The sequence below is a fragment of the Streptomyces violens genome (assembly GCF_000717745.1).
GTDB lineage: Bacteria > Actinomycetota > Actinomycetes > Streptomycetales > Streptomycetaceae > Streptomyces > Streptomyces violens.
Map to the genome: position 1 here is coordinate 1 of NZ_JOBH01000023.1, position 25,504 is coordinate 25,504.

Annotated in this window: 22 protein-coding genes and 2 pseudogenes; 15 read left to right on the top strand and 9 right to left on the bottom strand. The window is 71.6% G+C overall.

Going from position 1 to position 25,504, the window contains the following annotated elements; genetic code table 11:
• Positions 1 to 195 precede the first annotated feature (195 nt).
• On the bottom strand, positions 196 to 1,260 hold the full coding sequence (locus IF04_RS0132250) for a C45 family autoproteolytic acyltransferase/hydrolase (RefSeq protein ID WP_030266059.1): 1,065 nt from the start codon (positions 1,258 to 1,260) through the stop codon (positions 196 to 198).
• Between the two features lie 242 nt (positions 1,261 to 1,502).
• Between IF04_RS0132250 and IF04_RS0132255 the strand changes: the two genes are divergently transcribed.
• On the top strand, positions 1,503 to 2,516 hold the full coding sequence (locus IF04_RS0132255; protein WP_030266062.1) for a LacI family DNA-binding transcriptional regulator: 1,014 nt from the start codon (positions 1,503 to 1,505) through the stop codon (positions 2,514 to 2,516).
• Positions 2,517 to 2,621: 105 nt separating this feature from the next.
• On the opposite strand, the gene IF04_RS0132260 is transcribed toward IF04_RS0132255, so the two are convergent.
• Positions 2,622 to 3,581, bottom strand: coding sequence for an FAD-binding oxidoreductase (locus IF04_RS0132260; protein WP_245654581.1), 960 nt, complete (start codon positions 3,579 to 3,581; stop codon positions 2,622 to 2,624).
• 357 nt (positions 3,582 to 3,938) lie between these two features.
• Here IF04_RS0132260 and IF04_RS0132265 point away from each other — a divergent pair, with 357 nt between their 5' ends.
• Positions 3,939 to 5,105 carry a sulfite oxidase gene (locus IF04_RS0132265; protein WP_051831765.1) on the top strand — a complete coding sequence of 389 codons (1,167 nt, stop codon included), beginning with the start codon at positions 3,939 to 3,941 and terminating at the stop codon, positions 5,103 to 5,105.
• Positions 5,106 to 5,113: 8 nt separating this feature from the next.
• Here the strand turns inward: IF04_RS0132265 and IF04_RS0132270 are convergent, their stop codons facing one another.
• The 3 genes from IF04_RS0132270 to IF04_RS0132280 all read right to left on the bottom strand — a co-directional run bounded on the left by IF04_RS0132270 (position 5,114) and on the right by IF04_RS0132280 (position 7,766).
• A complete protein-coding gene (locus IF04_RS0132270) occupies positions 5,114 to 6,298 on the bottom strand; it encodes an RNA polymerase sigma factor (RefSeq protein WP_030266068.1) in 1,185 nt (394 codons plus the stop codon).
• A 22-nt stretch (positions 6,299 to 6,320) separates the two neighbouring features.
• Positions 6,321 to 6,728 carry a YciI family protein gene (locus tag IF04_RS0132275; RefSeq protein ID WP_030266071.1) on the bottom strand — a complete coding sequence of 136 codons (408 nt, stop codon included), beginning with the start codon at positions 6,726 to 6,728 and terminating at the stop codon, positions 6,321 to 6,323.
• A gap of 123 nt (positions 6,729 to 6,851) precedes the next feature.
• Positions 6,852 to 7,766 (bottom strand): MBL fold metallo-hydrolase, encoded by a 915-nt coding sequence (locus tag IF04_RS0132280; RefSeq protein ID WP_030266073.1) that lies wholly within the window; start codon positions 7,764 to 7,766, stop codon positions 6,852 to 6,854.
• Between the two features lie 424 nt (positions 7,767 to 8,190).
• Here IF04_RS0132280 and IF04_RS0132290 point away from each other — a divergent pair, with 424 nt between their 5' ends.
• Positions 8,191 to 9,639 carry an amidase gene (locus tag IF04_RS0132290; protein ID WP_037961559.1) on the top strand — a complete coding sequence of 483 codons (1,449 nt, stop codon included), beginning with the start codon at positions 8,191 to 8,193 and terminating at the stop codon, positions 9,637 to 9,639.
• 15 nt (positions 9,640 to 9,654) lie between these two features.
• Positions 9,655 to 10,233, top strand: coding sequence for a TetR/AcrR family transcriptional regulator (locus IF04_RS0132295; RefSeq protein WP_030266080.1), 579 nt, complete (start codon positions 9,655 to 9,657; stop codon positions 10,231 to 10,233).
• Between the two features lie 22 nt (positions 10,234 to 10,255).
• Here the strand turns inward: IF04_RS0132295 and IF04_RS0132300 are convergent, their stop codons facing one another.
• Together IF04_RS0132300 and IF04_RS0132305 are read right to left on the bottom strand one after the other, a co-directional pair.
• A complete protein-coding gene (locus IF04_RS0132300) occupies positions 10,256 to 10,924 on the bottom strand; it encodes a response regulator (RefSeq protein ID WP_030266083.1) in 669 nt (222 codons plus the stop codon).
• Positions 10,921 to 12,129 (bottom strand): sensor histidine kinase, encoded by a 1,209-nt coding sequence (locus IF04_RS0132305; RefSeq protein WP_169746161.1) that lies wholly within the window; start codon positions 12,127 to 12,129, stop codon positions 10,921 to 10,923. Before IF04_RS0132305 ends, IF04_RS0132300 begins: the two co-directional genes overlap by 4 nt.
• Positions 12,130 to 12,582: 453 nt before the next feature.
• On the opposite strand from IF04_RS0132305, the gene IF04_RS0132310 reads away from it, so the two are divergent.
• The 11 genes and pseudogenes from IF04_RS0132310 to IF04_RS0132355 all read left to right on the top strand — a co-directional run bounded on the left by IF04_RS0132310 (position 12,583) and on the right by IF04_RS0132355 (position 22,447).
• Positions 12,583 to 13,158 (top strand): GlcG/HbpS family heme-binding protein, encoded by a 576-nt coding sequence (locus IF04_RS0132310; protein ID WP_030266088.1) that lies wholly within the window; start codon positions 12,583 to 12,585, stop codon positions 13,156 to 13,158.
• A gap of 146 nt (positions 13,159 to 13,304) precedes the next feature.
• Positions 13,305 to 13,901, top strand: coding sequence for an ankyrin repeat domain-containing protein (locus IF04_RS0132315; protein ID WP_030266091.1), 597 nt, complete (start codon positions 13,305 to 13,307; stop codon positions 13,899 to 13,901).
• Between the two features lie 32 nt (positions 13,902 to 13,933).
• Positions 13,934 to 15,094: pseudogene (locus IF04_RS0132320) on the top strand (YncE family protein); the annotation flags it as partial.
• A 153-nt stretch (positions 15,095 to 15,247) separates the two neighbouring features.
• Positions 15,248 to 15,700 (top strand): VOC family protein, encoded by a 453-nt coding sequence (locus IF04_RS37915; RefSeq protein WP_078601094.1) that lies wholly within the window; start codon positions 15,248 to 15,250, stop codon positions 15,698 to 15,700.
• A 191-nt stretch (positions 15,701 to 15,891) separates the two neighbouring features.
• Complete coding sequence (locus tag IF04_RS0132325) at positions 15,892 to 17,019, top strand: type III polyketide synthase (RefSeq protein ID WP_030266096.1); 1,128 nt, start codon at positions 15,892 to 15,894, stop codon at positions 17,017 to 17,019.
• 107 nt (positions 17,020 to 17,126) lie between these two features.
• Complete coding sequence (locus IF04_RS0132330; protein WP_051831766.1) at positions 17,127 to 17,435, top strand: acyl carrier protein; 309 nt, start codon at positions 17,127 to 17,129, stop codon at positions 17,433 to 17,435.
• A complete protein-coding gene (locus IF04_RS0132335) occupies positions 17,422 to 18,669 on the top strand; it encodes a beta-ketoacyl-[acyl-carrier-protein] synthase family protein (RefSeq protein ID WP_030266101.1) in 1,248 nt (415 codons plus the stop codon). Before IF04_RS0132330 ends, IF04_RS0132335 begins: the two co-directional genes overlap by 14 nt.
• Before the next feature lie 28 nt (positions 18,670 to 18,697).
• Positions 18,698 to 19,204 carry an isoprenylcysteine carboxyl methyltransferase family protein gene (locus tag IF04_RS0132340; RefSeq protein ID WP_030266104.1) on the top strand — a complete coding sequence of 169 codons (507 nt, stop codon included), beginning with the start codon at positions 18,698 to 18,700 and terminating at the stop codon, positions 19,202 to 19,204.
• 77 nt (positions 19,205 to 19,281) lie between these two features.
• On the top strand, positions 19,282 to 20,328 hold the full coding sequence (locus IF04_RS0132345; RefSeq protein ID WP_030266107.1) for an NAD(P)/FAD-dependent oxidoreductase: 1,047 nt from the start codon (positions 19,282 to 19,284) through the stop codon (positions 20,326 to 20,328).
• 21 nt (positions 20,329 to 20,349) lie between these two features.
• Positions 20,350 to 21,390 (top strand): class I SAM-dependent methyltransferase, encoded by a 1,041-nt coding sequence (locus IF04_RS0132350; protein ID WP_245654583.1) that lies wholly within the window; start codon positions 20,350 to 20,352, stop codon positions 21,388 to 21,390.
• A 133-nt stretch (positions 21,391 to 21,523) separates the two neighbouring features.
• On the top strand, positions 21,524 to 22,447 hold the full coding sequence (locus IF04_RS0132355) for an EamA family transporter (protein WP_078601079.1): 924 nt from the start codon (positions 21,524 to 21,526) through the stop codon (positions 22,445 to 22,447).
• Positions 22,448 to 22,486: 39 nt separating this feature from the next.
• On the opposite strand, the pseudogene IF04_RS0132360 reads toward IF04_RS0132355, so the two are convergent.
• Positions 22,487 to 23,761 (bottom strand): annotated as a pseudogene (locus IF04_RS0132360) (MFS transporter); the annotation flags it as partial.
• Positions 23,647 to 25,482, bottom strand: a complete 1,836-nt coding sequence (leuA, locus tag IF04_RS0132365) for a 2-isopropylmalate synthase (RefSeq protein ID WP_051831768.1) — start codon at positions 25,480 to 25,482, stop codon at positions 23,647 to 23,649. The gene leuA and the pseudogene IF04_RS0132360, both read right to left, overlap by 115 nt.
• Between the last annotated feature and the right edge of the window lie 22 nt (positions 25,483 to 25,504).

A 25,504-nucleotide genomic window follows, 5' to 3' on the forward strand; every position in this document is an offset into this window, starting at 1 on the left:
GGGGGGGGGGGGGGGGGGGGGGGGGGGGGGGGGGGGGGGGGGGGGTGGGCGGGCGGGGTGGGGGGGGGGGGGGGAGGCCCCCCGGGGAGAAGGGCGGAAGGAAGCTCCCCCGCTGGAAGCCCGGGACCGAAAGGCCGCCCGACGAACGCCGCACCCCACCCCCGCACCAACAACCCCGCACCCCAAAGCCGCAACTCAGAAGCGCGCAAAACCCCGTCGCGCGGCCTCGTCCGGCGTGCCCGCCACGTAGTCCAGCGCGCATTCGGTGACGTCCACGCCGATGGTGAGCAGGGTGCCCCACTGCTCGTGCAGTGGCTTTGCCGTGTCCGGCCGCATGCAGACGACGGCGTTCGGTCCGGCGTCGCCGCACAGCGCCTTCGCCCGCTCGGCGGGAGCGAGCCCCGGCAGTGTCGAGCGGACCTCGTTCAGGTGCGCGAAGCGTTCCGCCGTCGAAGACTCGGTCCGGGCTGTGTCCCCGGCGCTGAGCCCGGCGTCGAGGAAGTGGTTGGTGTGCAGCAGCCAGCCGTCCTCGCCGGCCGGTACCACTGCGAGCCCGGCCGGGGAGAGCTCGAGGCTCGCGGCGGAAGAGCTGCCTGTGACCACGGTGAGCGAGGTCGAGGCGCTCACCCGCGCTGTCGAGGCGAGTTCGATGGCCTGGTCGAGGGTGTCCGCTTCGTCGAGGATGCGACGGGCGATCGCGTGTACGGGGACTCCGCCGGCGTCGGAGTCGGAGGCGTGGAAAAGGATGTTGAAGTGCACGCCGAGGCCGGCGCTGTTGACGCCGATCTTGGCCGGAGCGCCGAACTCGGTGAAGAGCTTCACCGTGCGTCCCGCGCTCGGGGTGAGCTCGTGCAGCAGGGCCTCCGGTATGAGCGACTCGTGCCAGTCCCAGGTCTGCACCGTCTCCGGGGTGGCTCCCGCGGGCGCGAACACCGCTGTCGAGCACTCGCCCTCCTTGGCCGGCGGACAGGCGGCGAGGATTTCGGTGCGGGCCCCGACCGCGGCCACCGTCCAGCGCTCGATGCCGGCCGCGTCGGCGCAGGCGTCCGATTCCTCGGCCAGGGACGGCGCCCAGGCCCGTAGGGCCTCATGGCTGCGGTCGGCGATGTCGCGCGCCCGTTCCGCAGGGATGCCCAGTACGCCGAAGTGGTGCAAGTACAGCTCTGTGGCACGCCGGAGCTGGGCGCCGAAACGGGTGCCGAGCAGGCGCCCGCGTTCACGCGGATCCGTCGTCTCGGTCCTGAGGGTGTGCAGCTCCACGGGGATCCTTCCGGGCTCGGGGACTCGGGCGCCCAGTGACGTCACCTCGCTCGCGACGTCTGTGTGTCTGAGCGGCGCGGATCACGCTAGGAAGGTAAAACGTTTTATACAATCCCGAGCAGCCATTGTTTTTTGAACCCGCAATGGCCGGACGGACGACCGGGACCGGACCCCACGAAAACGTCAGGCCTCGGATCTCAGTCCCATTCCCCAGACCCCAGCTCTCAGACTCAGGCGGCGCCATGGCACGAACGCAGGGCATCACCATCAAGGACGTGGCTCGTCGGGCCGGCGTCTCCATCACCGCCGTGTCGCACGCCCTCAACGGCAAAGGCACGCTGAGCGCGGCCACACGTGAGCACATCCGCACCGTCGCCGACGAGATGGGTTACGAGGCCGATGCACTCGCCCGCGGCCTGCGGCGGTCCACCATGGGGGCGGTGGGGCTGGTACTCCGTTCCCTGGATGCCCTGGGCGACTACGCCCCGGCGGGGGTGGACGTCTTCGAGAGGTTCGTGGGTGTGGCGGCTTCGCAGGCGCTGGCCCGGGGGCTGAGTGTCATGCTGGTACCGGACTTGACGCGGACACCGGTACCGCCGCTGGCGTTCTCCATGGACGGGTACATCGTCACCGACCCGCACCTGGACGACCCGGTCGTCGCACTGTTGGAGAAGCGTGGCATTCCCTACGTCACCTATGGCCGTGTCCCCGGACGCCCGGATTTCCCGCACTGGGCCTCGGAGGACAATGTGGCCTCCGCGCGCCAGATCCTGGCCCACCTGGAGGCCGGCGGCGCGCGCAGCGTCGCCCTGGTGCGCGGCACTGACCCGAACGCCTGGAACCTCGAGCTCCAGGACACCTATCTGAGCTGGTGCGCCGAGCGGGGAACCGCACCGCGGCTCTACGAACTGGCCGAACGGGCGGGCGTCGAGGGCGGCGTGGAGCTGGCCGGCCGGATTACCGACGACGGTATACCGGATGCGGTTTTCTGTCTTACCGGGCGGCATGCGGCTGGTGTGCAGCAGGGGCTCATGGCGCGTGGTGTCGGGGTGCCCGAGCGGACCATGGTGGTGGCCGGCTCGGACTCCGAGCACGCGCGCAACAGCCGCCCGGCCATCTCAGCGGTGGAACTGAATCCGGTCGCGAGCGTGGGAGCCCTGCTGGACATACTCCAGGCTCTGGTCGCCGGTGAGGAAGCCCATTCGCCGCGGCTGACCAGGGCCCGTCTCCGGCTGAGGGGGTCGACGCGGCGGTGAGGGGGCGGCGCGGACCCGCTGTGCCGAAACAGCACCCCGTAAAGCACCCGCATTGCTGCAACAGGAACAGCGGGCCCGTAGCGGCTAGTTGACCGCCATCACGTTTTATCGGGCAGGCGCGATGTTCTGGTTAGTGTGGAAGAGGTTGTGCGGGGCGTAGGTGTGTTTTATCGCGGCGAGGCGGTCGTAGTGGTCGCGGTAGGTGGCCTTCACCCGGTGCTGGGGCTCGCCCGCGCCGATGAAGTTCACGTACGCGGCGCCCATGGAGTGCGGATGCAGCGCTTCCCAGTAGTCGACGGTCCACCGCTTGATGGTCTCGGCGTTGGCCGGTTCGGGGTCGATGCCGGCGATGACGCCGGACCAGACGGCGTCGCGGTAGCCCCACGCCGTGTCCTCGTGGTTCACGCGATGGGCGGTGCCGTCGACTGGATACAGGTGGAGGGTCGACAGATCGGTGGGGGTGGCCTCCGCGTACTTGGCGTGGACATCGATGGAGTCGTCTGTAATCCGGTCGAACAGGTCGCCGCGCCAGTACCACTGCAGACCGGTCGGGATCAGCTCGTCGAACATGGTCTGCAGCGCGGGATAAAGCATCGGTGTGGTGAAGTGGAAGGCCGGTGGGGCGGGCTCCTGTACCGGCGCGAACGTTTCCTCCAGGCGTTCCAGGTCTCCCGTCCAGCACCACACCACACCGCACATCTTGTGCCCGTGGATCTCTTCGGGGAACGGTGGCCCGGGCGGCACGACGAGCTCCGCGAAGAAGCCGTTCAGGTCTTCGGGAAGAAAAGATCCGGATGAGCCGAAGGCGTGCGCGGCGTGGTCGAGGTCGCCGAGCAGCGTGCCGCCGCCGACCTGGGCGGTCTTCGCGACGGGATCGACACGCACCCAGCGCATCGGTGACAGGTCGATGGTGACGCCGTCGTGCACCAGGGACAGTCCGGCGCCGCTGTGTCCGCCGCCCCGGATTGCCAGTTCGAGGTCGTGGTCGCGGATGAAGTCGACAGTATCCATGACGTCAGCGGCGTCCGTGCAGCGCACGAGGGCGGCCGGCCGCCGGTCGATCATTGCGTTGTATATCTTGCGGGACTCGTCGTACTCGGAGTCCTGCGGAGCGATGACCGGGCCGCGCAGTGCGGCCCGTCCCTTCCAGAGTGATGCCGTCCATGACGCTCTCCTGGCAGCGGCGGGGTACGGTCCGCGGGTCGACGGGATACAGTCCGCAATCCACCGGGTTTCCTCTGCTGGGGACGTCGGTGGCGAATGCGCGTACCGTCCCCGGCGCGCAAACGCCACTCCCGGCCGGGTAATCGTCACTGCAGTACGCGCGACCGCCACCGCCACCGCTGCACACGCCGTACGTGCCCTCGCCGCCGCTGTGCGCCACCGCTGTACGGCACCGGTCAGGACGCGCACCATGGAGACATGGACGGCCGCACCAGTGATTTCCATGCGGACCTCAGTGAGGACATCACTGCGGAGCTCAGCGCGCCGGGCCGCCTGGCAGCCCCCGCTGAAGGCATCAGCCCGGAGGAACTGGCGCTCGCTGCCCGCAATCACGGGCTGCCGCTGGAGGCCCTGCGCTACGACCTGACCCCGCCCGGGCTGCACTACGTACTCGTGCACTACGACATCCCCGCAACCGATGCCCGCACGTGGGAGCTGACCGTGCGCGGCCGCGTACGTAGCCCACTGACCCTGGACATGGCCACCCTGCGGTCCTTCCCGGCCGTCACCCAACGGGTGACGATGGAATGCGCCGGCAACGGCCGGGCCCGGCTCACGCCACGCCCCGTGAGCCAGCCCTGGCTGGTCGAGGCGGTCGGCACCGCCGAGTGGACCGGGGTACCGCTGCGCACCCTGCTCGACAGAGCGGGCGTGGAGCCGGACGCGGTCGAGGCCGTCTTCACCGGCGCCGATCACGGCATCGAGCGCGGCGTGGAACAGGACTATCAGCGGAGCCTGCCACTGGCGGACGCGACCGGCACCGATCCGGAAGTGCTGGTGGCGTACGAGATGAACGGCGCGCCGCTGCCGCCGCAGCACGGCTGTCCGCTGCGGCTGGTGGTACCCGGCTGGTACGGCATGGCGCACGTGAAGTGGCTGCGGAAGATCACCCTCGTCGACAGCCCGTTCACCGGATTCCAGCAGGAGGTGGCCTACCGCTACCGGCAGGAGGCCGAGGAACCCGGCGAGCCGGTCACCCGGATCGCTCCGCGGGCCCTGATGATCCCGCCCGGCTTCCCGGACTTCATGTCGCGCGCCCGTGTTGTACGCCCCGGCTCCGTGCGCCTGGAGGGCCGGGCCTGGTCCGGCCGCGCCCCGGTCACCAAGGTCGAGGTGAGCACGGACGACGGGCACTCCTGGTACGAATCCTCCCTCGCGCCGCCGGACGGGTACGGCTGGGCCTGGCGGTACTGGCAGGCGCCTTGGACGGCCGCGCCCGGCCATCATGTACTCAGTGTCCGTGCCACCGATGCTTCGGGACGCACTCAGCCCGTCACTCAGCCCTGGAATCGCGGCGGCTTCGGCAACAATCTCGTACAGCGGATTTCCGTGTGGTGCCTGGAGAACGGTCTCCGGGACGGTTGAGTTCCCCGTCAGTGACGACGGTCGGCGTTGAGTCGGGCGGCCTGGCGCGTCAGGTGGTTGCGCTCGGCGAGGTTGGGGGCCTTTTGGGCCGCCTCGGCGTACAGCCGTGCCGCCGTCGCCAGGTCGCCGTCGCGCTCGTGGAGGTATGCCGCCACCGCGGTGTGGCGGGGCAGGGAAGCGTCCAGCGTTGCGAGCGCAGCCAGGCCGGCGCGCGGTCCGTCGGCCTCGCCGACGGCCACCGCGCGGTTGAGCCGGACGACCGGGCTGTCGGTCAGGCGCGCGAGCTCGTCGTACCACTCGACGATCTGTACCCAGTCGGTCTCCTCGGCGGTGGGCGCGTCGGCGTGGAGCGCCGCGATGGCGGCCTGGGCCTGGAACTCGCCCAGCCGGTCGCGGGCGAGGGCCGCCTGCAGGACCTGCACGCCCTCGGCGATCAACTCGGTGTCCCACCGGCCGCGGTCCTGCTCGGCGAGCGGTACCAGGCTGCCGTCGGGCGCGGTCCGGGCGGCGCGCCGGGCGTGGTGGAGCAGCATGAGGGCGAGCAGCCCCGCCACCTCGGGGTGGTCGATGGCGGCCGCGAGCTGCCGGGTGAGCCGGATGGCCTCGGCGGCGAGGTCGACGTCGCCGGAGTAGCCCTCGTTGAAGACCAGGTACAGGACGCGCAGCACGGTGGCGACATCGCCGGGCTGGTCGAACCTTCCCCCAGCTCTCGGCTTCGCATGAGCAGGGGAGACCCCAACTCCGGAGACGGTGCGCTTGGCCCGGCTGATGCGTTGCGCCATGGTCGCCTCGGGCACCAGGTATGCCTGGGCGATCTGGCGGGTGGTGAGCCCGCCGACGGCGCGCAGTGTGAGCGCGACCGCGGACGACGGCGTCAGCGACGGGTGGGCGCACAGGAAGTAGAGCTGGAGCGTGTCGTCCACGGCGGGCGCGGGGCCGGGCGCCGGTTCCTCGTCGACCAGGTCCTCACGCCGACGGCGGGCGGCGTCCGCGCGGGTCGCGTCGAGGAACTTGCGCCAGGCAACGGTGACCAGCCAGCCCTTGGGGTCCCGCGGCTGCTCGGCCGGCCAGACGCGGACGGCCTCGACCAGTGCGTCCTGTACGGCGTCCTCGGCCGCCGCGAAGTCGGCTCCGCGGCGGACGAGGATCCCGAGCACGCTCGGCGTGAGGCTCCGGAGCAGCGCCTCGTTCATCGATGAGGTCACTTCTGAGAGCTCACTCCGTGATGGTGGGCGGCGCGGTCAGGAACGGGCGCAGTTCGAGCCACTCGTGGATCGGCTTCCCGCCCGCCCCGGGGGCGGCGGACAGCTCCCCGGCCAGCTCGACGGCGCGCTCGTAGCTGTCGACGTCGATCACCATCCAGCCGGCGATGAGGTCCTTGGTCTCGGCGAACGGGCCGTCGGTGACCGGCGGGCGCCCCTCGCCGTCGTACCGGACGAATGTCCCCTCGGGGGCGAGCGCCTGGCCGTCGACGAACTCGCCGGTCTTCTCGAGCCGGGCCGCGAAGTCGTTCATGTACTGCATGTGGGCCGAGATCTCTTCCGGCGTCCACTGGTCCATGGGCACGTCGTTGACCGCGGCCGGGGCGCCACGGTAGTGCTTGAGCAGCAGGTACTTGGCCATCGTGTTCTCCTCGATGCTGGGCGACCCATTGTGGTCGCGTTCACTGCGGGGACGGAGCCGAACACGGGTTCTCGACATCGACGGCCGAGTTTTTTTGGCTCTCATGGATGAGCCCCCTGTTGATCAAGTGAGTTGTGCGGGAACGAGGCGGTAGCCGGAGTCGTCGGGGCGTATCAGGCCGGCGGTGGGTGCCGGGAAGTGGCTGCCGAGTACCAGCGTGTCGGTGCCGGCGAGGGAGGCGAGCAGGTCGCGACGGGTGGCCACGGCACGGGCCGGGTCGATGTCGACGCAGCTGTTGAGGTCGGGTCGGCTGAGCTGAATGGGATGGTGGATGCAGTCGCCGGTGATCAGCGCAGACCGTCCCGCGTCGGTCAGCCGGACGGCGACCTGACCGGGGGTGTGCCCGGGAGTGGGTACAAGGGTCACGCCGGGGGCGATCTCCGCGCCCGTGGCCGGGACGTCGATGGTGTCGAGCAGGCCGTGCTCCTGCACCGGGTGGACGGAATCGCGGAACATCTGCTGCCGCGGGGCGTCCAGTTCGGCGGCTGACCAGTACGCCCATTCGTCGCGCGCCACCAGATAACGCGCGCGGGGGAAGGTGGGGACCCACGCGCCGCCCTGGTAACGGGTGTTCCAGCCGACGTGGTCGGTGTGCAGGTGGGTGAGGACGACCAGGTCGATGGACTCGGGCGGGAAGCCTGCCTGTTCGAGCCGGGCCAGATAGTCCGTACTGAGGTGATTCCAGGCGGGGTTGGCGCGGTCCTTGCCGTTGCCGATGCCGGTGTCGACGAGGATGCGCCGGCCACCCGCACGCACGGCGAAGGAGTGGCTGGCGAGGCGCAGGCCGTGGTCCGGGTGAGCAAAGTCCGGGCGCAGCCAGGGATTTGCGGCGACGACGTCCGGGGTGGCGTCGGGCAGCAGCCAGGGACCGGTCTCCGGCGGAAGTTCGGTTTCGTCGATGCGGTGGATGGTGATGTCGCCGATGGCCCAAGCGGCGGGAGTGGGGGAGGCGGCGGGAGCGGGAGTGGGGGCAGGCATGGGGGTCCTTGAGAGGAGTGGGGCGCGGGGCGGATGGATGAGTCCGGAAACTTAACGCGCAGATGTTGCGTTAAGAGTAGGGGAGCGGGACTATTAAAGCAAATATATTGCGTTAGTGGCTGTGGTGGCCTACCGTCGTAGTCACGGTCACTGCCGTAGTCCCGACCACTCACGAAAGACACGGACCAGCCATGTCCCTGACTCCCCTGACTCCTCTTCAGCCTCTGACACCCCTTCCTGGCCATACTCCGCAGAGCACCGCGGCGGCGGCCGAGCGGGCCGGGGTTCCGCTGCGCGGTGACCGGCATCCGGTCGTGGCCGCCACTGCGGATCACATCCTGACCGTGGTCAGCCGCCTCCGGGAGCTCGATCTGGCGGACACCCCGCCCGCCCCCTCCTACCGCGCCGACGAGCGGTGACGGCCGTGCAGCCCTACGAACTGTCCCTTGCCGAGGCGTCAGACGCGATCGGCGGCGGGCACCTGTCCCCGGTGGAACTGACCGAATCAGTCCTGGCGCGCATCGAGGCGACCGAGCCGCTCGTGAACGCCTACGCGACCGTCACGGCGGACGCGGCGCGCGAGCAGGCCGCCGCCGCGGAACGGGAGATCGCCGCCGGGCGGCGCCGCGGCCCGCTGCACGGCATTCCCATGGCGCTCAAAGACCTCATCGACACCGCAGGCGTGGTGACCGCGTCCGGTTCGGCCGTCCGCGCCGGCCGGATACCGGACCGGGACGCGGCCGTCGCCGCGCGATTGAAGCAGGCGGGTGCGGTGCTGCTTGGCAAGGCGCACACGCATGAGTTCGCCTATGGCCTGACGACGCCGCAGACCCGCAACCCATGGGCGCCGGACCGGGTGCCGGGAGGTTCCAGCGGCGGGTCGGCGGCCGCGGTGGTAGCCGGGTCGGCGACGTTCGCGCTGGGGACGGACACGGGGGGCTCGATCCGGGTGCCCGCCGCGTTGACCGGCAGCGTCGGTCTGAAACCGACATACGGATTGGTGCCGCGAGAGGGAGTGGCGGCACTGTCCTGGTCGCTGGACCACGTCGGCCCGATCACGCGCACGGTGCGGGACGCCGGGTTGGTACTGGAGGCCATCGCCGGGCGCGACGCGGACAGCCCCGGATCCGAGTACGGACAGGGAGACGGAGGAGGCGGATACGGAGGAGGTGGATACGGAGGCGGATTCGGGATACCGGGAGGCGGTGGGCTGGACGGCGTCCGGGTGGGGGTTCCCTCCGATTACTTCTTCGACCGCGTCGACCCGCAGGTGGAAGCCGCGGTGCGGGCCGCCCTGGACCGTATGGCCGACCTCGGGGCCCGCCTGGTGGACGTGCAGATACCGCTGCACCGGTACGTCCAGGCGGTCCAGTGGGGGCTGATGGTGCCCGAGGCGACCGCGTACCACGCCGCGCAGTTGGGCCAGGCACCCGAGCTGTACGGGGACGACGTACGGGTGCTGCTGGAGGCGGGCGCGCTGCTGCCTGCGGTCGACCACATACGTGCCCAGCGGGCCCGCACGCTGATGCGGCGGGAATGGGAAGGGCTGTTGGGGCAGGTGGACCTGATCGCGGCGCCGACCGTACCGGCGACCGCCGCGCTGGCCGGGCAGGAGGCGTTCACCTGGCCGGACGGGACGGTGGAGGCGGTGGCCGACGCTTATGTACGGCTCTGCGCGCCGGCGAACATCACCGGGTTGCCCGCGCTGTCGCTGCCAGTGGGGCTCGACCTGCACGGATTGCCGATCGGTATGCAGTTGATCGGGCGGCCGTACGGCGAGGCCGCACTGCTGGGCGCGGCGGGTGCGTACGAGCAGGAATGCGGGTCCGCGCCGCGGGCAGCGGTGGACGCCCGGCTTGTAGCAAAGAAATAGCGTTAACCTAGGGGGATGGGAGCAAAGCCGAGGAGCCGCCCGGGCGGGCGGAGCGCACGCGTTCAGGAGTCGGTGCACCGGGCCGTACGCGAGCTGGAAGCCGAGGTGGGGCGTGCGGCGCTGACGGTGCCGCTGATCGCGGCGCGTGCCGAGGTCACCCCCTCGACGATCTACCGGCGATGGGGGGACCTGCAGGAGCTGTTGTCCGATGTGGCGGTGGAGCGGCTGCGCCCGGAGGGACCGCCCGCCGACCGCGGCAGTCTGGCCACGGACTTGGAGACCTGGGCGGCGGAGTGGCTGGAGGAGATGTCCTCGGCGGCCGGCCGCGCGTACATCCAGGACGCGCTCGCCGGTGACCGGGAGGGCGGTAATGCGGGGCAGTGCTCGGCGTACGCCGTCGAGCAGGTCGCCGTGCTTCTCGACCGTGCCGCCGAGCGGGGTGAGCCGGCGCCCGACGTGGACACGGTCCTCGACCATCTGGTGGCGCCGATGATGTACCGCATCCTCTTCCGCCCGGGCTTGCTGGACGCCGCGTACGCCCGAGACCTCGCCCATACCGTGCTCACCCGATTCCCGGCCGTGGAAGCGGGCTGAGGCGGAGGAAGTGAACCCCGGGTCACGGCAGCAAGCGTTGTTCCTTTGCGACTGACACCGCGCCGGCTCGGGTGTCGACACCGAGTTTGGCGTAGATGCGGCCCAGGTGGGTTTTGACCGTTGCCTCGCTGATGAACAGGGCTTTGGCGATGTCGCGGTTGCCCAGGCCCTGGGCGAGCTGGGTGAGGATGTCGCGTTCGCGGTCGGTGAGGGTGGGGCGCGGTTTGCGCATGTTGGCCATGACGCGGCTGGCCACCGGGGGCGAGAGGGTCGTACGGCCCTGGGCCGCGGCGTGGATCGCGGCGAAGAGTTCCTCGGGGCGTTCGGCCTTCAGGAGGTAGCCGGTCGCGCCTGCCTCGATGGCGCGGGTGATGTCCGCGTCCGTGTCGTACGTGGTCAGGACCAGCACGTGGGGGGCTCGGTCCGTGGCGGTGAGGCGGCGGGTGGCTTCCACGCCGTCGATGCCGGCGCCGAGCTGGAGGTCCATGAGGACGACGTCCGGGTGGAGTTTCGCGGCGAGGGCGAGGACCTCCTCGCCGGTGCCCGCCTCCCCGACGACCTCGATGTCCGGGGCGCTGTCGAGCAGGGCCAGCAGGCCGGCCCGTACGACCACGTGGTCGTCGCAGAGCAGGATCCGTACGGACGGCTTCTCCGGGGCCGTGGGCGCGGTCGGAGTCGTGGGCGTGGTCACTGTGGCTGCTCCAGGGGAAGCGTGGGCCGTTCCAGAGGAATCGCGGCGGTCAGGACGGCCCCCTCGCCGGGGGCCGACTCGATGGTGAGGGTGCCGCCGAGCTGGCGGACCCGGGCGCGGATCGCCGGGATGCCGTGGCCGCGTACTCCGGTGGGCGCGTCCGGGAGCGTCACCGGGTCGAAGCCGCGGCCGTTGTCGGCGACGTCCAGGACGACCTGGTCGTCGAGGGTGGTGAGGGTGAGGGCGGCGGTGGTCGCGCCGGCGTGTTCGCGCACGTTGGCCAGGGCGCCCTGCGCGATCCGGAGCAGGGCCGACTGCACCAGGTCGGGCAGCGGGGCGCCGGTGGGATCGTCGATGTGGACGCGGACTGTGAGGCGATCGTCGCCCTCTCGGGCCGCGAGGGCGTGCAGCGCTTGGGGGAGGCCGCCTTCGGCGAGGTCGGCGGGGGCCAGGTCGTGGACGAAGCGGCGGGCCTCGGTGAGGTTGTGCTCGGCGATCGATGCGGCGGTACGGACATGGCCGCGGGCCTTGGCCGGGTCGGCGTCCCAGGTGCGTTCGGCGGCCTGGAGCAGCATCCGCTGGCTGGACAGGCCCTGGGCGAGCGAGTCGTGGATCTCCATGGACAGGCGCTGGCGTTCGGCGAGGGTGCCTTCGCGGCGCTCGGTGGCGACCAGTTCGCGGCGGGTGCGGACCAGGTCGTCGATCAGGGCGCGCTGCCGGGCCGCCTGGCGCTGCATGTACATGAAGATCGCGGTGGCGAAGGTGGCGACGGCGGCCGGGCCGACCACCAGGTCCAGGTCGAAGCGGCGGGCCAGGGTGAGCTGCGCGCTGATCACGAAGACGGTGAGGACGGCGACCAGGGCGTACGCGGCGAGCGGCGGCAGGGTGCGCAGCGCCGCGTAGAAGAGGGGGACCGCGACCCAGGCGAAGCTCGGGGCGAGGACCACCAGTACCGCCCACACCAGGACGACCGCCCCCAGCCACACCAGGCGGCGGGCCGGCGGCCGGGGCACTCGGGCACCGGGCGGCAGTTGCGGGATGGTCGGGGCGGCCCGGCCGGGCCCGGTCACGTACAGCCCCGCCACGTACAGCGCGGCCAGTACCACCGCCAGCGCGATCACCCAGGGCGCGTGCGCCTCGCCGCCGTGCCGCTGGACGAACCGGGCCATGGACGAGCCGAGCAGCACGAAGAAGGTCGCATGCATGACGGTCGCCAGCCGGCGGGTGTCCGCCTCGCCGTCGCGCGGCTGGGGCCGTGACTGCGGCCGTGGCTGTGACCGTGATTGCGGTGGGGATTGCGGCAGCGATTGCGGCTGCTCGCTTGCGTGCACTGTGTACCGTCCTTCCGGCCGCCCCGGGCCCGTACCCGTTCCGGACCTGCATCCGCCCCGGGACCGTGTCCGTCCGGGACCCGTGTCCGCCCCGGGCTCGTGTCCGCACCCTCTGAACTGGGCAAACACTCCCATTGTTCCCCGTCCGGGCAGGGCCGGGGTCATCCGATCGGTTGACCCCGTTGTCCACCGACCCGCGCGCCGTATGCAGCCGGTACACCGACGGGGAGCAGCGGGATACGGACCCAGGATGGATCTCAGAGCCGGACGGCACGAGCACCCTACGAACCGGCCCCGAGAATCCGAGAATCCCTGGAGTTGGCACCCATGAAGCACGTCAAGAAGGTTTCGAAGCGCGCCCGCGTCGTCAGCGGCGGTGCCCTCGCCGCCGCCCTCGTCCTCGGCGGCGTCGGCGCCTGGTCGGCGAGCGCGTCCTCCGCGGCCCCGGCCGCCCCGGCGGCCGTCAAGGCCGACGCGCAGAACGACGCCCTCATGCAGTCCACCCACCTGACCGTCGCGGCCGCCACCGACGCAGCCCAGGCCGTCCTGGACGCCGCGAAGAAGGAGAACCAGCGCGTCTCCGTCGCCGTCGTGGACCGCAACGGCAACACCATCGTCGAGCTGCGCGGCGACGGCGCCGGGCCGCAGTCCTACGAGTCGGCCGTGAAGAAGGCGTACACCGCCGTCTCCTGGAACGCCCCGACCTCCGAGCTGGTCAAGCGCCTGGAGAACGCCCCGACGCTGAAGGACATCCCTGGCACCCTGTTCCTCGCCGGCGGCGCCCCGGTCACCGCCAAGGGCGCGCCGATCGCCGGTATCGGTGTCGCCGGTGCCCCGTCCGGTGACCTGGACGAGAAGTTCGCCCGGGCCGGTGTCGCCGAGCTCGCGAAGCCCGGCGAGTAATCATCGACATGTCGACGGCACCGCGCGTTCGCGCTGCGCTGAGGGCGGGGATCGGCATCGCGGTGCGTACGAAGATGGCGACGACCACGTCCGTGCTGCGTGCACGCATCTGCGCACGCATCCCCTGGAACTCAAGGAGTACCACCATGAACGCGCTCGACCGCGAGCTGCTGGAAGCAGCGGCGAACGGTGCCGTCGACGCCGTGCACGCCGCCCTCGACGGCGGCGCCGCGGTGGACGTCCGCGACGAGCACCGGCGTACCCCCTTGCTGCTCGCCGCGCTCGGCGACCATGTGGCCGCGGCGGAAGTACTGGTCGCCGCCGGCGCCGACCCGAACGCGCAGGACGACCGCCGCGACAGTCCCTGGCTGGTCACCGGCGTCACCGGCAGCGTCGCCATGATGCGTACGATGCTCCCGGCGGGGCCCGACCTGAAGGTGACGAACCGATTCGGCGGTATCTCGCTCATCCCGGCGTGCGAACGCGGTCACGTGGACTACGTCCGGGCCGTGCTCCGCTCGACCGACATCGACGTGGATCACGTGAACCAGCTCGGCTGGACCGCCCTGCTGGAGGCCGTCATCCTCGGCGACGGCGGCCGCGCCCACCAGGAGATCGTCGACCTGCTGATCACCGCCGGAGCCAGCTCGCGGCTGCCGGACGGCGACGGCGTCACCGCGCTCGAACACGCCGAGCGACGCGGCTTCACCGAGATCGCCGGTCTGCTGAGGGCTGTACGGTGAGGCGTGCGGTGGGGCGGGGGGTGAGGCGTGGGGTGAGGCGGAACGCGCCGGCCGCGCTCGGCACGCCCCTCGCGCTCGGACTCGGCCTCGCCACGACCCTCGCACTCGTCGCCGGGTGCGCGCCTCAGGGGAGCGATAACAGCGACAACTCCCCGACCCCGAAGGCGAGTTCGCCAGCCACGCCCAAAGCGAAGAAGGCCCCCGCGCCCTCCGGCCGTACTCCTGACGGCACTCTCCTCGTCGCCGACTTCGGCGCCGACACCGTCACGTTCATCGACCCCGACCGGGGCGCGTTCGACTCCGTGCGGGTCGGCACCGCCCCGTACGGGCTCGTCGTCGGCGACGACGGCCGGGCCTGGATCGCCACGGCGGAGGGTGTCGCCGTCGTCGACACCGGCGAGCGCGAGCGGGTCGCCCGTATCCCGTATACGACGGACGGCATAGGGGATGCGACATACGGTGAGTACCGCGGCGGCGGTATGGGGATCGCCCTCGCCCCCGACGGCCGGCATGTGTACGTCGGCGTCAACCGGCCCGGTGGCAACGGCACCGTCGAAGCAATCGACACCCGCACCCTGAAGGTCGCGGGCGTAGCGGAGGTGGGCCGACGGCCGTTCGACGTGGACGTCTCGCGTGACGGGCGCGAGGTGTACGCCACGGACCATGACTCCTTCGACGTGACCGTCGTCGCGGCCGGCTCCCTCCGTACCCGGCGCATCGAGGTCGCCCCGTACGGCACCGAAGGTGGCCTCGGCTCCTGGCTCAAGCCGCACTACGCCGCCGTGCGCCCATCGGACGGAAAGCTGCTGCTGCCGTTCGAGGGCGAGCGGCTGGTCGTCCTCGACCCGAAGACGGGCCGGTCCCGCATCGAGAAGATGACCGCCAACACCCACCAGCACGGAGCCACGATCACGCCCGACGGCACACTGCTCGCCGTTGGCACGGGTCCGATCGACCCGGCACAGGACGAGGGTCCTTCGCTCACCGTGCGCGACCCCAAGGGCCGGGAGAAGGTGATCCCGCTGGACGGCCCCCACGAGGACGTCACGGTATCCCGTGATCTCCATACTGCATACGTCACGGGCGGCTTCACGCGCGACGGCTACTGGAACGGCATCACGGTGGTGGACCTCGACTCCGGAAAGACCCGCCGCCTCGCGGCGGGGGAACGGCCACTGGGTATCGCGGTCCTGCGACGGGCGGCCGGCCTCCGGGCGCCTTCAGCAGTGCCGGGGTGGCTGCCGCCCGGCCGGGAATTCCGTTGCCCCCTCACTCCGCGTCCTCCTCCCGGCGCCCGCGTGCGGCGCCCCGTCCCAGCGGATCCCAAGACCCGGAGACTCTCACTCATGCCGTACAACCAGCCGTACGACCAGCCGTACAACCAGCACTGCTCACGTGCATCCGAGCTGCCGACGACCACCGTCCAGCTCAACCACACCGCCGTCTACGCCAGCGACCGGCAGTTGTCCGCCGAGTTCCTCGCCGTGATCCTCGGGCTGGAGGTCGGCGCCCCGGTCGGGCCGTTCCTGCCCGTCGACCTCGGCAACGGCGTCACGCTCGACTACTACGAGAAGCGGGACGAGCCGATCCAGTCGCAGCACTACGCGTTCCTCGTGCCCGACGCGCAGTTCGACGCCATGATCGCCCGTCTGGAGGCGGTCGGGGTGACCTACTACGCCGACCCCGGCCACACCGAACCGGGCCGGACCAACGGTTTCTTCGGCGGTCGCGGCGCGTACTTCGACGACCCCGACGGTCACAACATGGAGATCCTGACCCGGCCGTACGTCCGCCCTTAGCGGGCCGGTCGGACCCGACTTCGGGTCGGCGTTCACCGAGCACGCCCGGGTCGGCGGCGGAGCTCGGGACCGAGCTCACCACCCCGCCCGATAAAAGCACTATCAGGGTGACACGGCGAATTACCGGCAAATGCGGCTTTTGTGTGGCCTAGGGTGAGTGCGCCGCCGTCACCGACAGCAGAGGCCAGGTCATGCGCCCACCTTCCGGCTCTGTTCCCACGAGGCCGCGCCGGCCCGGCTCGGGGCCGGTGGTCCTCGCGGCGGAGGTGGTCACGCCGCCGTACCGCTACCGGCAGGAGGAGATCACCTCGGCCTTCGCGGAGACGTGTCTGGCGGACGACCGGCCGGCGCGCCAGGTACTCGAGAAGATCTCCGCGAACGCGGGCGTCCGTACTCGGCACATGGCGCTGCCACTGGAGGAGTACCGGAAGCTGGACGGCTTCACCGCGGCGAACGAGGTCTGGCGGACCACCGCCCTCGACCTCGGTGAACGGGCGCTGCGAGAGGCCCTGGAGACCGCCGGCATCCTCCCCGAGGAAGTCGACGTGGTGGTCAGTACCACGGTGACCGGCCTCGCCGTTCCCTCTCTGGAGGCGCGGCTCGTGCAGCGGCTCGGGCTGCGCGCGGACGTCAAACGGATCCCGCTGTTCGGCCTGGGCTGCGCGGCCGGCGCGGCGGGCGTGGCCCGGATGCACGACTACTTGCGCGGCTTCCCGGACCAGGTGGCCGTGCTGCTCTCTGTGGAGCTGTGTTCCCTGACCGTGCAGCGGACCGACGCGTCGACGGCCAACCTGGTGGCGCTGAGCCTGTTCGGCGACGGGGCAGCGGCGGTGGTGGCGGTGGGGGAGCGGCGGGTCGAGGGACTGTCGACAAACGACAATATGCCGTGTCCCGAGATCGTGGCGACCCGCAGCCGTCTCTATCCGGACAGCGAGGACGTGATGGGCTGGCGCATCGGCGCGCACGGTTTTGGCATCGTGCTGTCGCCGGACGTGGCCACGGTCGCGGAGGAGCAACTGCCCAAGGACGTACACGGTTTCCTCGACGATCACGGGCTGACGCCCGAATCCCTCACGACCTGGATCTGCCATCCGGGCGGGCCGAAGGTCATCCAGGCGGTGGAGCGCGCGTTCGGCCTGCCGCCCGATGCGCTGGCGCACACCCGCGACTCGCTGGCCCACCGCGGCAACCTCTCCTCCGCCTCCGTACTCGACGTCCTGCGCCGCACGATGGCCGCGCCGCCGCCGGCCGGGAGCTGGGGCCTGCTCACCGCGATGGGCCCGGGATTCGCGAGTGAGCTGGTGCTGCTGCGCTGGTAACGACAACGCCGGGGGGGGCACGACGATCCGGCGGGCTCACGACAACACGCAGCGGCTCACGAACAAACACGCAGCAGGCTCACGACACACACGCAAAGGAGCTGTTCATGTCCTCCGTATCCGGTCCGGACCTGCACGAACGCCTGGTGGCCCACATCGCCGAGCAGACCGCGCTGCCGCCCGAGGAGCTGCTGCCCGAGCGGACCTTCCGGGAGCTGGACATCGATTCGCTCGCGTTGGTCGAGCTGATCGTCGCGATCGAGAACGACACCGGCCTCGACCTGCCGCCCGAGCTGCCCGGGGTGGACCGCGACACCACACTGGCCGAGGCGGCCCGCGTCCTCGAAACGCTCAGCGTGACGGCCGCCGAGGGCCCGGGCGAGGCCGACCCGGGTGTGCCCCATGCGCGCGGATGACGTCGCGGTAACCGGTCTGGGGCTGGTGACCGCCGCCGGAACGGGCGCCGGAGAGGTCTGGCGGACGCTGTGCGCCGGACGGTCGACGGCCCGGCCCGACCCCGCGCTCGCCGCCCTCCCGCACACGTTCTCCTGCCGGGCCGACCACTTCGAGCCCGAACGGGAGCTGGGCGGCCGGCTGAGCAGACGGCTGGACCGCTTCACCCAACTCGGCCTGTCCGCGGCACAGCAGGCGGTACTGGACGCCAAGCTCGACCCGGGCTCCTGGGCACCCGAGCGCGTGGGGGTGGTCCTCGGCGTGGGCAGCAACAGCCTGGAGCGTTACGCGCCGGAGTTCCACCGCCTGGCAGTGGGACGCCCCACGAAGATCTCTCCGTACGCCCTGCCCCGCAGCGTCCCCAACATGGCCGCGGGAGAGGTGGCGATCCACCTCGGCTGCCGCGGCCCCAACTTCGTCACCAGCAGCGCCTGCGCCTCGGGCGCCACCGCGATCGGCGTCGCACGCGATCTGGTGCGCTCGGGAACCTGCGACGTGGTGCTCACCGGAGGGACCGAGTCGGGACTCGCACCCATGGCCGTCGCCGGTTTCGGGCAGTTGGGGGTGCTGTCGCGTGGAGGTACAGCGAATGCTCCCCACGGTGAGCCGTCCTGCAGACCGTCCTGCAAGCCCTTCGACACCGCACGTGACGGCTTCGTACTGGGCGAAGGCGCCGCCGTCCTGGTACTGGAGTCCGGCGCGCACGCCCGTGCGCGGTGCGCCCCCGTCCGGGCACTCCTGCGCGGCTACGGCGCGTCCGCGGACGCCCATCACGCGACGGCCCCGCATCCGGAGGGGCGCGGAGCCGAACAGGCGGTACGCAGTGCGCTGGCCGACGCCGGCTGCGCCCCGGGCGACATCCACCACGTGAACGCGCACGGCACGGCGACCGTGGTGGGCGACGCAGTCGAGACGGCGGTACTGCGGCGGGTCTTCGGCGAGCCGCCGCCCGTCACCGCGGCCAAGAGCGTCACCGGCCACGTCCTGGGGGCCTCGGGAGCGATCGAAGCGGCGGCCACGGTGCTGTCCCTGCAGGAGCAGACCGTGCCGCCGACCGCGAACCTCGTACATCCCGATCCTGCCCTGGACCTGGACGTGGTCGCCGGACGGCCGCGCCCGGTGCCGATGGACGCCGCGCTGACCTCATCCTTCGGCTTTGGAGGGCAGAATGCCGTTCTTGTCTTCACCACTGCCTGATGCCCTCGCGACGCTCCCCGCCGTACCGGTGTGGTGCGCCGTGCTGCTCCTTGCCGTCGCCCTCGAACGGCTGGCGGAGCTGCTGGTGTCGGTACGCCATACCCGCTGGGCCCGGGAGCGGGGCGGCGTCGAGCACGGCAGCGGACACTATCCGGCGATGGTCGCCGTGCACACCGGACTGCTGATCGGAATGTGGGCAGAGGTCGCGCTCGCCCACCGCCCGTTCGTCCCGGCGGTCGGCTGGCCGGCGCTCGGCATCGTGGTGGCGACGCAGGTGGTGCGCTGGTGGTGTGTGCGCTCCCTCGGCCCGCGCTGGAACACCCGAGTGATCGTCGTACCCGGGCTGCCGCTGGTGGAACGCGGCCCGTACCGCCGGCTGCGGCACCCCAACTACCTCGTGGTGACGCTGGAGGGGGCCGCGCTGCCGCTCGTGCACACCGCCTGGCTCACCGCACTGCTGTTCACCGTCGCCAACGCCCTCGTACTCGCCGTCCGGCTGCGGGTGGAGAACGCGGCGCTGGAACCGGCCTCGTGAGCGTGCCCAGCACGGGACACGACAGTGTCCCGTATACCGGATACAACAGCGTTCCCGGTACCGGATACGACACCGACGTGCTCGTCGCCGGCGGCGGACCGGCCGGTCTGGCCAGCGCTGTGTACGCGGCGCGCGCCGGGTTCTCCGTACTCGTGTGTGAGCCCCGCACCGCCCCGGTGGACAAGGCCTGCGGCGAGGGCATCATGCCGGGCGGCGTGCGCGGGCTCGCGGAGTTGGGCGTACGCCCCGTCGGTATGGCGTTCTCCGGTATCGAGTACGTCGATCTCGCGGGGCGGCGCGCCAGGGCGACCTTCAGCGCCGGTTCCGGACTGGGCGTACGACGTACCGAACTGCACACCGCGTTGGTACGCGCCGCCAAGGAGGCCGGCGTCCAGTGGAGCCCCGCGCGCGTCACCCGTGTCGCGCAGGACGCCTCCGGCGTCACGGCCGCGGGCGTGCGGGCGCGGTGGCTGATCGCGGCCGACGGCCTGCACTCGCCCGTCCGCCGCCACCTGGGCATCCCCGTCCGGCGTGGCACCCCCGCGCGCTTCGGGCTGCGCCGTCACTGGCAGCTCGCCCCGTGGACCGACGCCGTGGAGGTGACCTGGGGGCAGCACGCGGAGGCGTACGTGACGCCCGTCGGCCCGGACCAGGTCGGCGTCGCCGTACTGTACCGGCGGGCACTGACACCGCCCGCGTACGCACCTCGGGCCCCCGACACCTACACGGCGCTGCTGCGCTCCTTCCCGGAGCTGGCCGAGCGGCTCGCCCCAGCACCGGCGGCTTCGGCGGTACGCGGCGCGGGGCCGCTGTGCCAACGCCCCCAACGGCGCGTGCAGGGCCGCGTCCTGTTGGTCGGCGACGCCGCGGGATACGAGGACGCGCTGACCGGCGAAGGTGTCAGCCTGGCCGTCGCCCAGGCGCGGGCCGCCGTCGATGCCCTGGTGGCGGGGGTGCCCGGCGGCTACGAGCAGCGCTGGCGCCGGCTCACCCGGCGGTACCGGCTGCTCACCCGGGGACTGGTCATGGCGACCGCCGTCGCCCCCGTGCGCGGACTGCTGCTGCCCTGCTGTACCGCCGCGCCCGGCGCCTTCAGCCGAACCGTCGATCAACTGGCCCGATAAGAGGGGTGTTTACCCGTGCGGATGACGGTCCGTGGCGACACGTTCCGGGAGCGTCTCGCGCTGCGCACACGCCTGGCCCCCGTGCCCGCCTTCGAGTCGCTGGCCGGCATGGCGTTGTCGGGCGCGCTCATCGCCGGCGTACGGCTGGGCCTGTTCGAAGAACTCGCCCGACGGCCCGCCACCGCCGAGGAACTGGCGTCCCGGCTCTCCCTGCGCCCCGACACCACCCGGCTCCTGCTGGACGGCATCGAGGCGCTCGGCTACCTGCGCAGGCGACGCGGCCGCTACGCACCGACCGGACGGGCCCGGCGCTGGCTCCTGCCGTCGTCCCGCAGGTCGGTCGCCCATTTCGTCGCCAGTCACCAGGACTACTGGCACTGGTGGGCGAGCCTGCCGGACGTGGCCCGCGGCGGCCCGGTCGTCGACCACCACACCGCGGCGGCGGACGACCCGTACTGGCGGGAGTACATCATGGGCCAGTACGAGCTGGCGCGGTTCAGCGCGCCGGAGCTGGCGGCGGCGCTCCCCGTGCCCGACGGCGCCCGCCGGGTACTGGATGTCGGCGGCGGGCACGGCTGGTTCGCGGCGCAGCTGTGCCGGCGGCACCCGGGGCTGCGTGCCACGGTGGTCGATCTCCCAGGCAGCGCGGCCGTCGGCAGGGAGATCATCCGCACGGCGGGCTACGGTCACCTCGTAGAGCACCGGGAAGGCGACGCCCGCAGCGCCGACTTCGGCGCCGACTACGACGTGGCGCTCTGCCTGAACCTCATCCACCATCTCCAGCCGCCCGAGATCACCGCCCTGTTCCGCCGGATCCACGCGGCGCTGCGGCCGGGCGGCGTCATCGCCGTACTCGACCTCTTCGGCGACTCCGACCGATCCCACCGCCCCGACGCCGCGGCGAGCTGCCTCGGCCTGCTCTTCCACCTCACCTCGGGCGCGGCCGTTTACAGCCCCGGACAGCTCACCGAGTGGCTCCGCGACGCCGGCTTCGCCCCACCGGACCGGACCCGGCTGCACCGCATCCCGGCGCAGTCCCTCTACGTGGCCACCGCCACCTGACAATGGCTCTCTCCGTTTCGCCCCCTCTTCCTCCTCTTTGTCTCCTCTTTGTCTCCTCCATCCATACGCTCAGCGTATGGATCAGAACGCTCATGCATTATGCGGAAGCAGGGGGCTCCCGCACGATCGGCGCATGCACGCAGCCCCTGCTACCTCTGTCAGCTCCGCTGCCCCCGCTCCGGACTCCCACCGCGGGCGGCTGGCCGGAGTGGTCACGATGGCCGCCAGCGGCCTGTCCAACCAGGTCGGTGCCGCGGTCGGTTCGCTCGCGTTCCCCGTACTGGGCCCGGTCGGCGTCGTCGCGGTACGCCAGTACGTTGCCGCGCTCGTCCTGTTGGCCGTCGGCCGGCCCCGGCTGCGCGCCTTCACCTGGCGGCAGTGGTGGCCGGTCCTGCTGCTGGCCGTGGTGTTCGGGACGATGAATCTGTCCCTGTACAGCGCCATCGACCGCATCGGCCTCGGGCTGGCCGTGACCCTGGAGTTCCTCGGGCCGGTGACCATAGCCCTGGCCGCCTCGCGACGCCGCGTGGACGCGTGCTGCGCGCTGGTCGCGGTGGCGGGCGTCGTCGTCCTGATGCGCCCGCGCCCGTCCGCCGACTATCTCGGGATGGGCCTCGGACTGCTGGCCGCCGCCTGCTGGGCGTCGTACATCCTGCTCAACCGTACGGTCGGCCGCCGCATCCCCGGTGCGCAGGGATCGGCGGCCGCGGCCGCACTCTCCGCCCTGATGTTCCTTCCGGTCGGACTCGTCATCGCGGTCCGGCAGCCGCCGACCACAGGGGCGATGGTCTACGCCGTCGTCGCCGGTGTCCTCTCCTCAGCCGTGCCGTATCTCGCGGACCTCCTCACCCTCCGCCGCGTACCGGCCCAGCTCTTCGGCCTCTTCATGAGCGTCAATCCCGTACTGGCCGCCGTGGTCGGCCTGCTCCTCCTCGACCAGCACCTGGGCTGGACGGAGGGAGCCGGCATCGGAGCCATCGTCGCCGCCAACGCGTGCGCCATCCTCACGCGGAACGGACGCCGCGCGGGGCGCGCCGGGGAGGAGGCCCTCCCGTGAGGCGCGGTCGGGAAGCCGGACGGCCATGACGACGGGTACGACGAATACCGCGAGCAGTACATGGAATACGGTCGGCAGTCCACTCGTATCGGCGAGCCAGCCGAAGGCGGGGGAGCAGAGGCCACCCGCCGCCATCGCCAGCCCCAAGGTCAGCCCGCTGGCCGTGCCGGGGCGGTGCGGCAGATAGTCCTGGGCGAGCGTGACGTGCGCGGCGAACGGCAGGAACATCGCCACGCCGAACACCGCGGTACTCAGCACCAGTACGGGGAATGCCGGAGCGAAGGCGATGCCCGCCAGGGCGGGGAGCGCCACGAGGTAGCCGGCCCGCAGCGAGGTCTTGCGGCCGTACCGGTCACCGACCCAGCCGCCCAGCAGCGTGCCGACCGCACCGGCCGCGGTGTATGTGGTGAGCACGGCGGCACCCGCCGCTGCCGACTGGTCCAAGTCCCGCTGGGCGTGCAGCGACACCATCGAGGTGACCGTGACGTACGGGATGGACCAGCCGACGATGACGGCCACCAGGCGGGCGAAGGAGCGCCAGTCGTCCGTCGACCGCGGACTGTCCGCCGTCGACCGCGCACCGCCCGTCCGCCGCGCACCGCCCGCCCCCGGCCCGGCCGTTGCGCCGGCGGCCGGCGAGGCCGCCGCAGCGTGCCCCCGCCACCGTGCCCAAGGGCCCCTGAGGACCCACAGTGCGGCCATGACCAGGGCAGGGACCGCCAGCAGGAAGCTCCCGGAGAAGCCCGCGGCGCCGATGACGAGGGTGACCAGTCCCGGAGCGAGGGCGCCGCCGATCGTCCCGCCCACGGAGAAGACGCTCATGGCCCGCTGCGACGATCCGCCGGCGGCCCGGGCCTGACTGGTCGCGGGCGGGTGGTAGGCCGCGATGCCGATCCCCGCCAGCGCCACGCACAGCCAGGTGAGCAGATAGCTCCCGGAGAGTCCCGCGGCGGCCACGCCCAGCGCGGCGGTGCTGAATCCGGCCGGCACCAGCCACGCCCGTGGTCTGCGGTCGGAGAGCACGCCGAACAGCGGTTGGAACAGGCTGGAGATACCGCTCGCCGCGAACGCCAGGCCGGAGACCGCGGCGTAGCTGTAGTGCCGTTGCGACATCAGGAAGGGCAGCATCGCGGGGATCGCGCCCTGGTAGAGGTCGTTGACCAGGTGCGTACTGGCCAGAAAGCCGAGTTGTCCCTTCTTCACCGGGAAACCCCCGCGGCGCGGTTGACGGCGGCCACGACGGCCTGCACCGAGGCGGTCAGCAGGGAGGTGTCCCAGCCGGCACCCCAGCAGGTGACGCCGTTCACGCGGCACTCGGCGTACGCGATGGCGTGGCTGCCCGGACCCGTCGTGGTGGCGTGTTCGGTGTACTGGATGATGTCGACCGTGAACCCGGCCGTGCCGAGCGCGTCGGTGAATGCCGACAGCGGACCGTTTCCGGTGCCCTGGCAGTGCCGCTCCTCGCCGTCGACGCGGAGCACGCAGGAGAAGCGGTGCTCACCGATGCCGGTTGCGGCTACGCCCTCGGCCGTGCTCCAAGAGACCAGCTCGACCGGGCCGCTCCGGCCCGGGGCGATATAGGTCGCCTGGAAGAGATCCCACAGATCCTTGTGCGACAGCTCCCGGCCGTCCGCGTCGGTGGTCCGCTGCACCGTGCGCGAGAAGTCCGGACGCATCGTCGCGGGCAGGTCCAGCCCGTGGTGGGTGTGCAGCAGATGGGCCACACCGCCCTTGCCGGACTGGGAGTTGATGCGGATGACCTCCTCGTACGTACGGCCGATGTCGCCCGGATCGATGGGCAGATACGGCACCGCCCACGGGGCCTCTTCCGCGGGCAGGCCCCACTCGGCCGCCTGCTTGGCGTGGTGGGCGAGGCCCTTGGCGATGGCGTCCTGGTGCGTACCGGAGAAGGCGGTGTGCACCAGCTCGCCGCCGTAGGGGTGGCGCGGGTGGACCGGCAGCCGGGTGCAGTGCTCCACCGTCTCGCGCACGGCGTCGATGTCGGAGAAGTCGACCATGGGATTCACGCCCTGCGCATACAGGTTCAGGGCCAGGGTGACGAGGTCGACGTTGCCGGTCCGCTCGCCGTTGCCGAACAGACAGCCCTCCACCCGCTGCGCGCCGGCCAGCACGGCGAGCTCCGCGCAGGCCACGCCGGTGCCGCGGTCGTTGTGCGGATGGACGGACAGGATCACCGCGTTACGCCGTGCCAGGTGGCGGTCCATGTACTCGATCTGGTCCGCGTACACGTTGGGGGTCGCCACCTCCACCGTCGCCGGCAGGTTGTGGATCACCGGCCGGTCCGGGCACGCGTCCCACAGCTCGGTCAGGCCGTTGCAGACCTCCAGGACGAAGTCCGGCTCCGTGAGGTTGAAGACCTCGGGGGAGAACTCGAACCGGATGTCGGCACCCGGCTGTTCCTCCGCGCGCCGCATCAGATGGGTGGCGGCGTCCCGGATCAGTGCGTGCACCTCGGCGCGGGACCGCCCCAGTACGACGTCGCGCCACGTGGGCGCGGTGGCCGTGTAGAGATGCACGACGGTGCGCGGGAGACCTTCGATCGAGGCGAGGGTCCGGTCGATGAGGTCGTGACGGGCCGCCGTGAAGACGGAGATGGTCACGTCCTCGGGCACGGCGTCACTGGTGGCCAGGTGGCGTACGAAGTCGAAGTCGGTCTGGCTCGCGGAGGGGTAGCCGACCTCGATCTCCTTGTATCCCATGGCGATCAGCAGGTCGAACAGCCGGCGCTTGCGCGCGGTGTCCATCGGCTCGGCGAGCGCCTGATTGCCGTCGCGCAGGTCGACCGGTACCCACAGCGGTGCTCGCTCGATACGGCGGGACGGCCAGGTGCGGTCCGTCAGCGGCAGCGCGACCCGGTCGTGCACGGGCTGATAGCGGTGCTGCGGCATCGCGCTCGGCCGCTGCGGATTCCACGCGGGCGCGTCGAGCGGGACAGCGCCGGACGGGGTGCGCAGCGTGGGGAACGGTGTCGTCTCCCGGGGAGCCATGTGGTGGTACTTCTCTCTCTCGGCCATCTCCGATGACCGGCGCAGCCTG

Coding starts and splice junctions, on each gene's coding strand:
- IF04_RS0132270 (WP_030266068.1), bottom strand. CDS start 6,298: ATGAACGAGGCGCTGCTCCGGAGCCTCACGCCGAGCGTGCTCGGGATC.
- leuA (WP_051831768.1), bottom strand. CDS start 25,482: ATGGCCGAGAGAGAGAAGTACCACCACATGGCTCCCCGGGAGACGACA.
- IF04_RS0132275 (WP_030266071.1), bottom strand. CDS start 6,728: ATGGCCAAGTACCTGCTGCTCAAGCACTACCGTGGCGCCCCGGCCGCG.
- IF04_RS0132335 (WP_030266101.1), top strand. CDS start 17,422: ATGCGCGCGGATGACGTCGCGGTAACCGGTCTGGGGCTGGTGACCGCC.
- IF04_RS0132330 (WP_051831766.1), top strand. CDS start 17,127: ATGTCCTCCGTATCCGGTCCGGACCTGCACGAACGCCTGGTGGCCCAC.
- IF04_RS0132255 (WP_030266062.1), top strand. CDS start 1,503: ATGGCACGAACGCAGGGCATCACCATCAAGGACGTGGCTCGTCGGGCC.
- IF04_RS0132295 (WP_030266080.1), top strand. CDS start 9,655: ATGGGAGCAAAGCCGAGGAGCCGCCCGGGCGGGCGGAGCGCACGCGTT.
- IF04_RS0132355 (WP_078601079.1), top strand. CDS start 21,524: ATGCACGCAGCCCCTGCTACCTCTGTCAGCTCCGCTGCCCCCGCTCCG.
- IF04_RS0132310 (WP_030266088.1), top strand. CDS start 12,583: ATGAAGCACGTCAAGAAGGTTTCGAAGCGCGCCCGCGTCGTCAGCGGC.
- IF04_RS37915 (WP_078601094.1), top strand. CDS start 15,248: ATGCCGTACAACCAGCCGTACGACCAGCCGTACAACCAGCACTGCTCA.
- IF04_RS0132325 (WP_030266096.1), top strand. CDS start 15,892: ATGCGCCCACCTTCCGGCTCTGTTCCCACGAGGCCGCGCCGGCCCGGC.
- IF04_RS0132280 (WP_030266073.1), bottom strand. CDS start 7,766: ATGCCTGCCCCCACTCCCGCTCCCGCCGCCTCCCCCACTCCCGCCGCT.
- IF04_RS0132350 (WP_245654583.1), top strand. CDS start 20,350: ATGACGGTCCGTGGCGACACGTTCCGGGAGCGTCTCGCGCTGCGCACA.
- IF04_RS0132260 (WP_245654581.1), bottom strand. CDS start 3,581: ATGATCGACCGGCGGCCGGCCGCCCTCGTGCGCTGCACGGACGCCGCT.
- IF04_RS0132305 (WP_169746161.1), bottom strand. CDS start 12,129: ATGCATGCGACCTTCTTCGTGCTGCTCGGCTCGTCCATGGCCCGGTTC.
- IF04_RS0132265 (WP_051831765.1), top strand. CDS start 3,939: ATGGACGGCCGCACCAGTGATTTCCATGCGGACCTCAGTGAGGACATC.
- IF04_RS0132315 (WP_030266091.1), top strand. CDS start 13,305: ATGAACGCGCTCGACCGCGAGCTGCTGGAAGCAGCGGCGAACGGTGCC.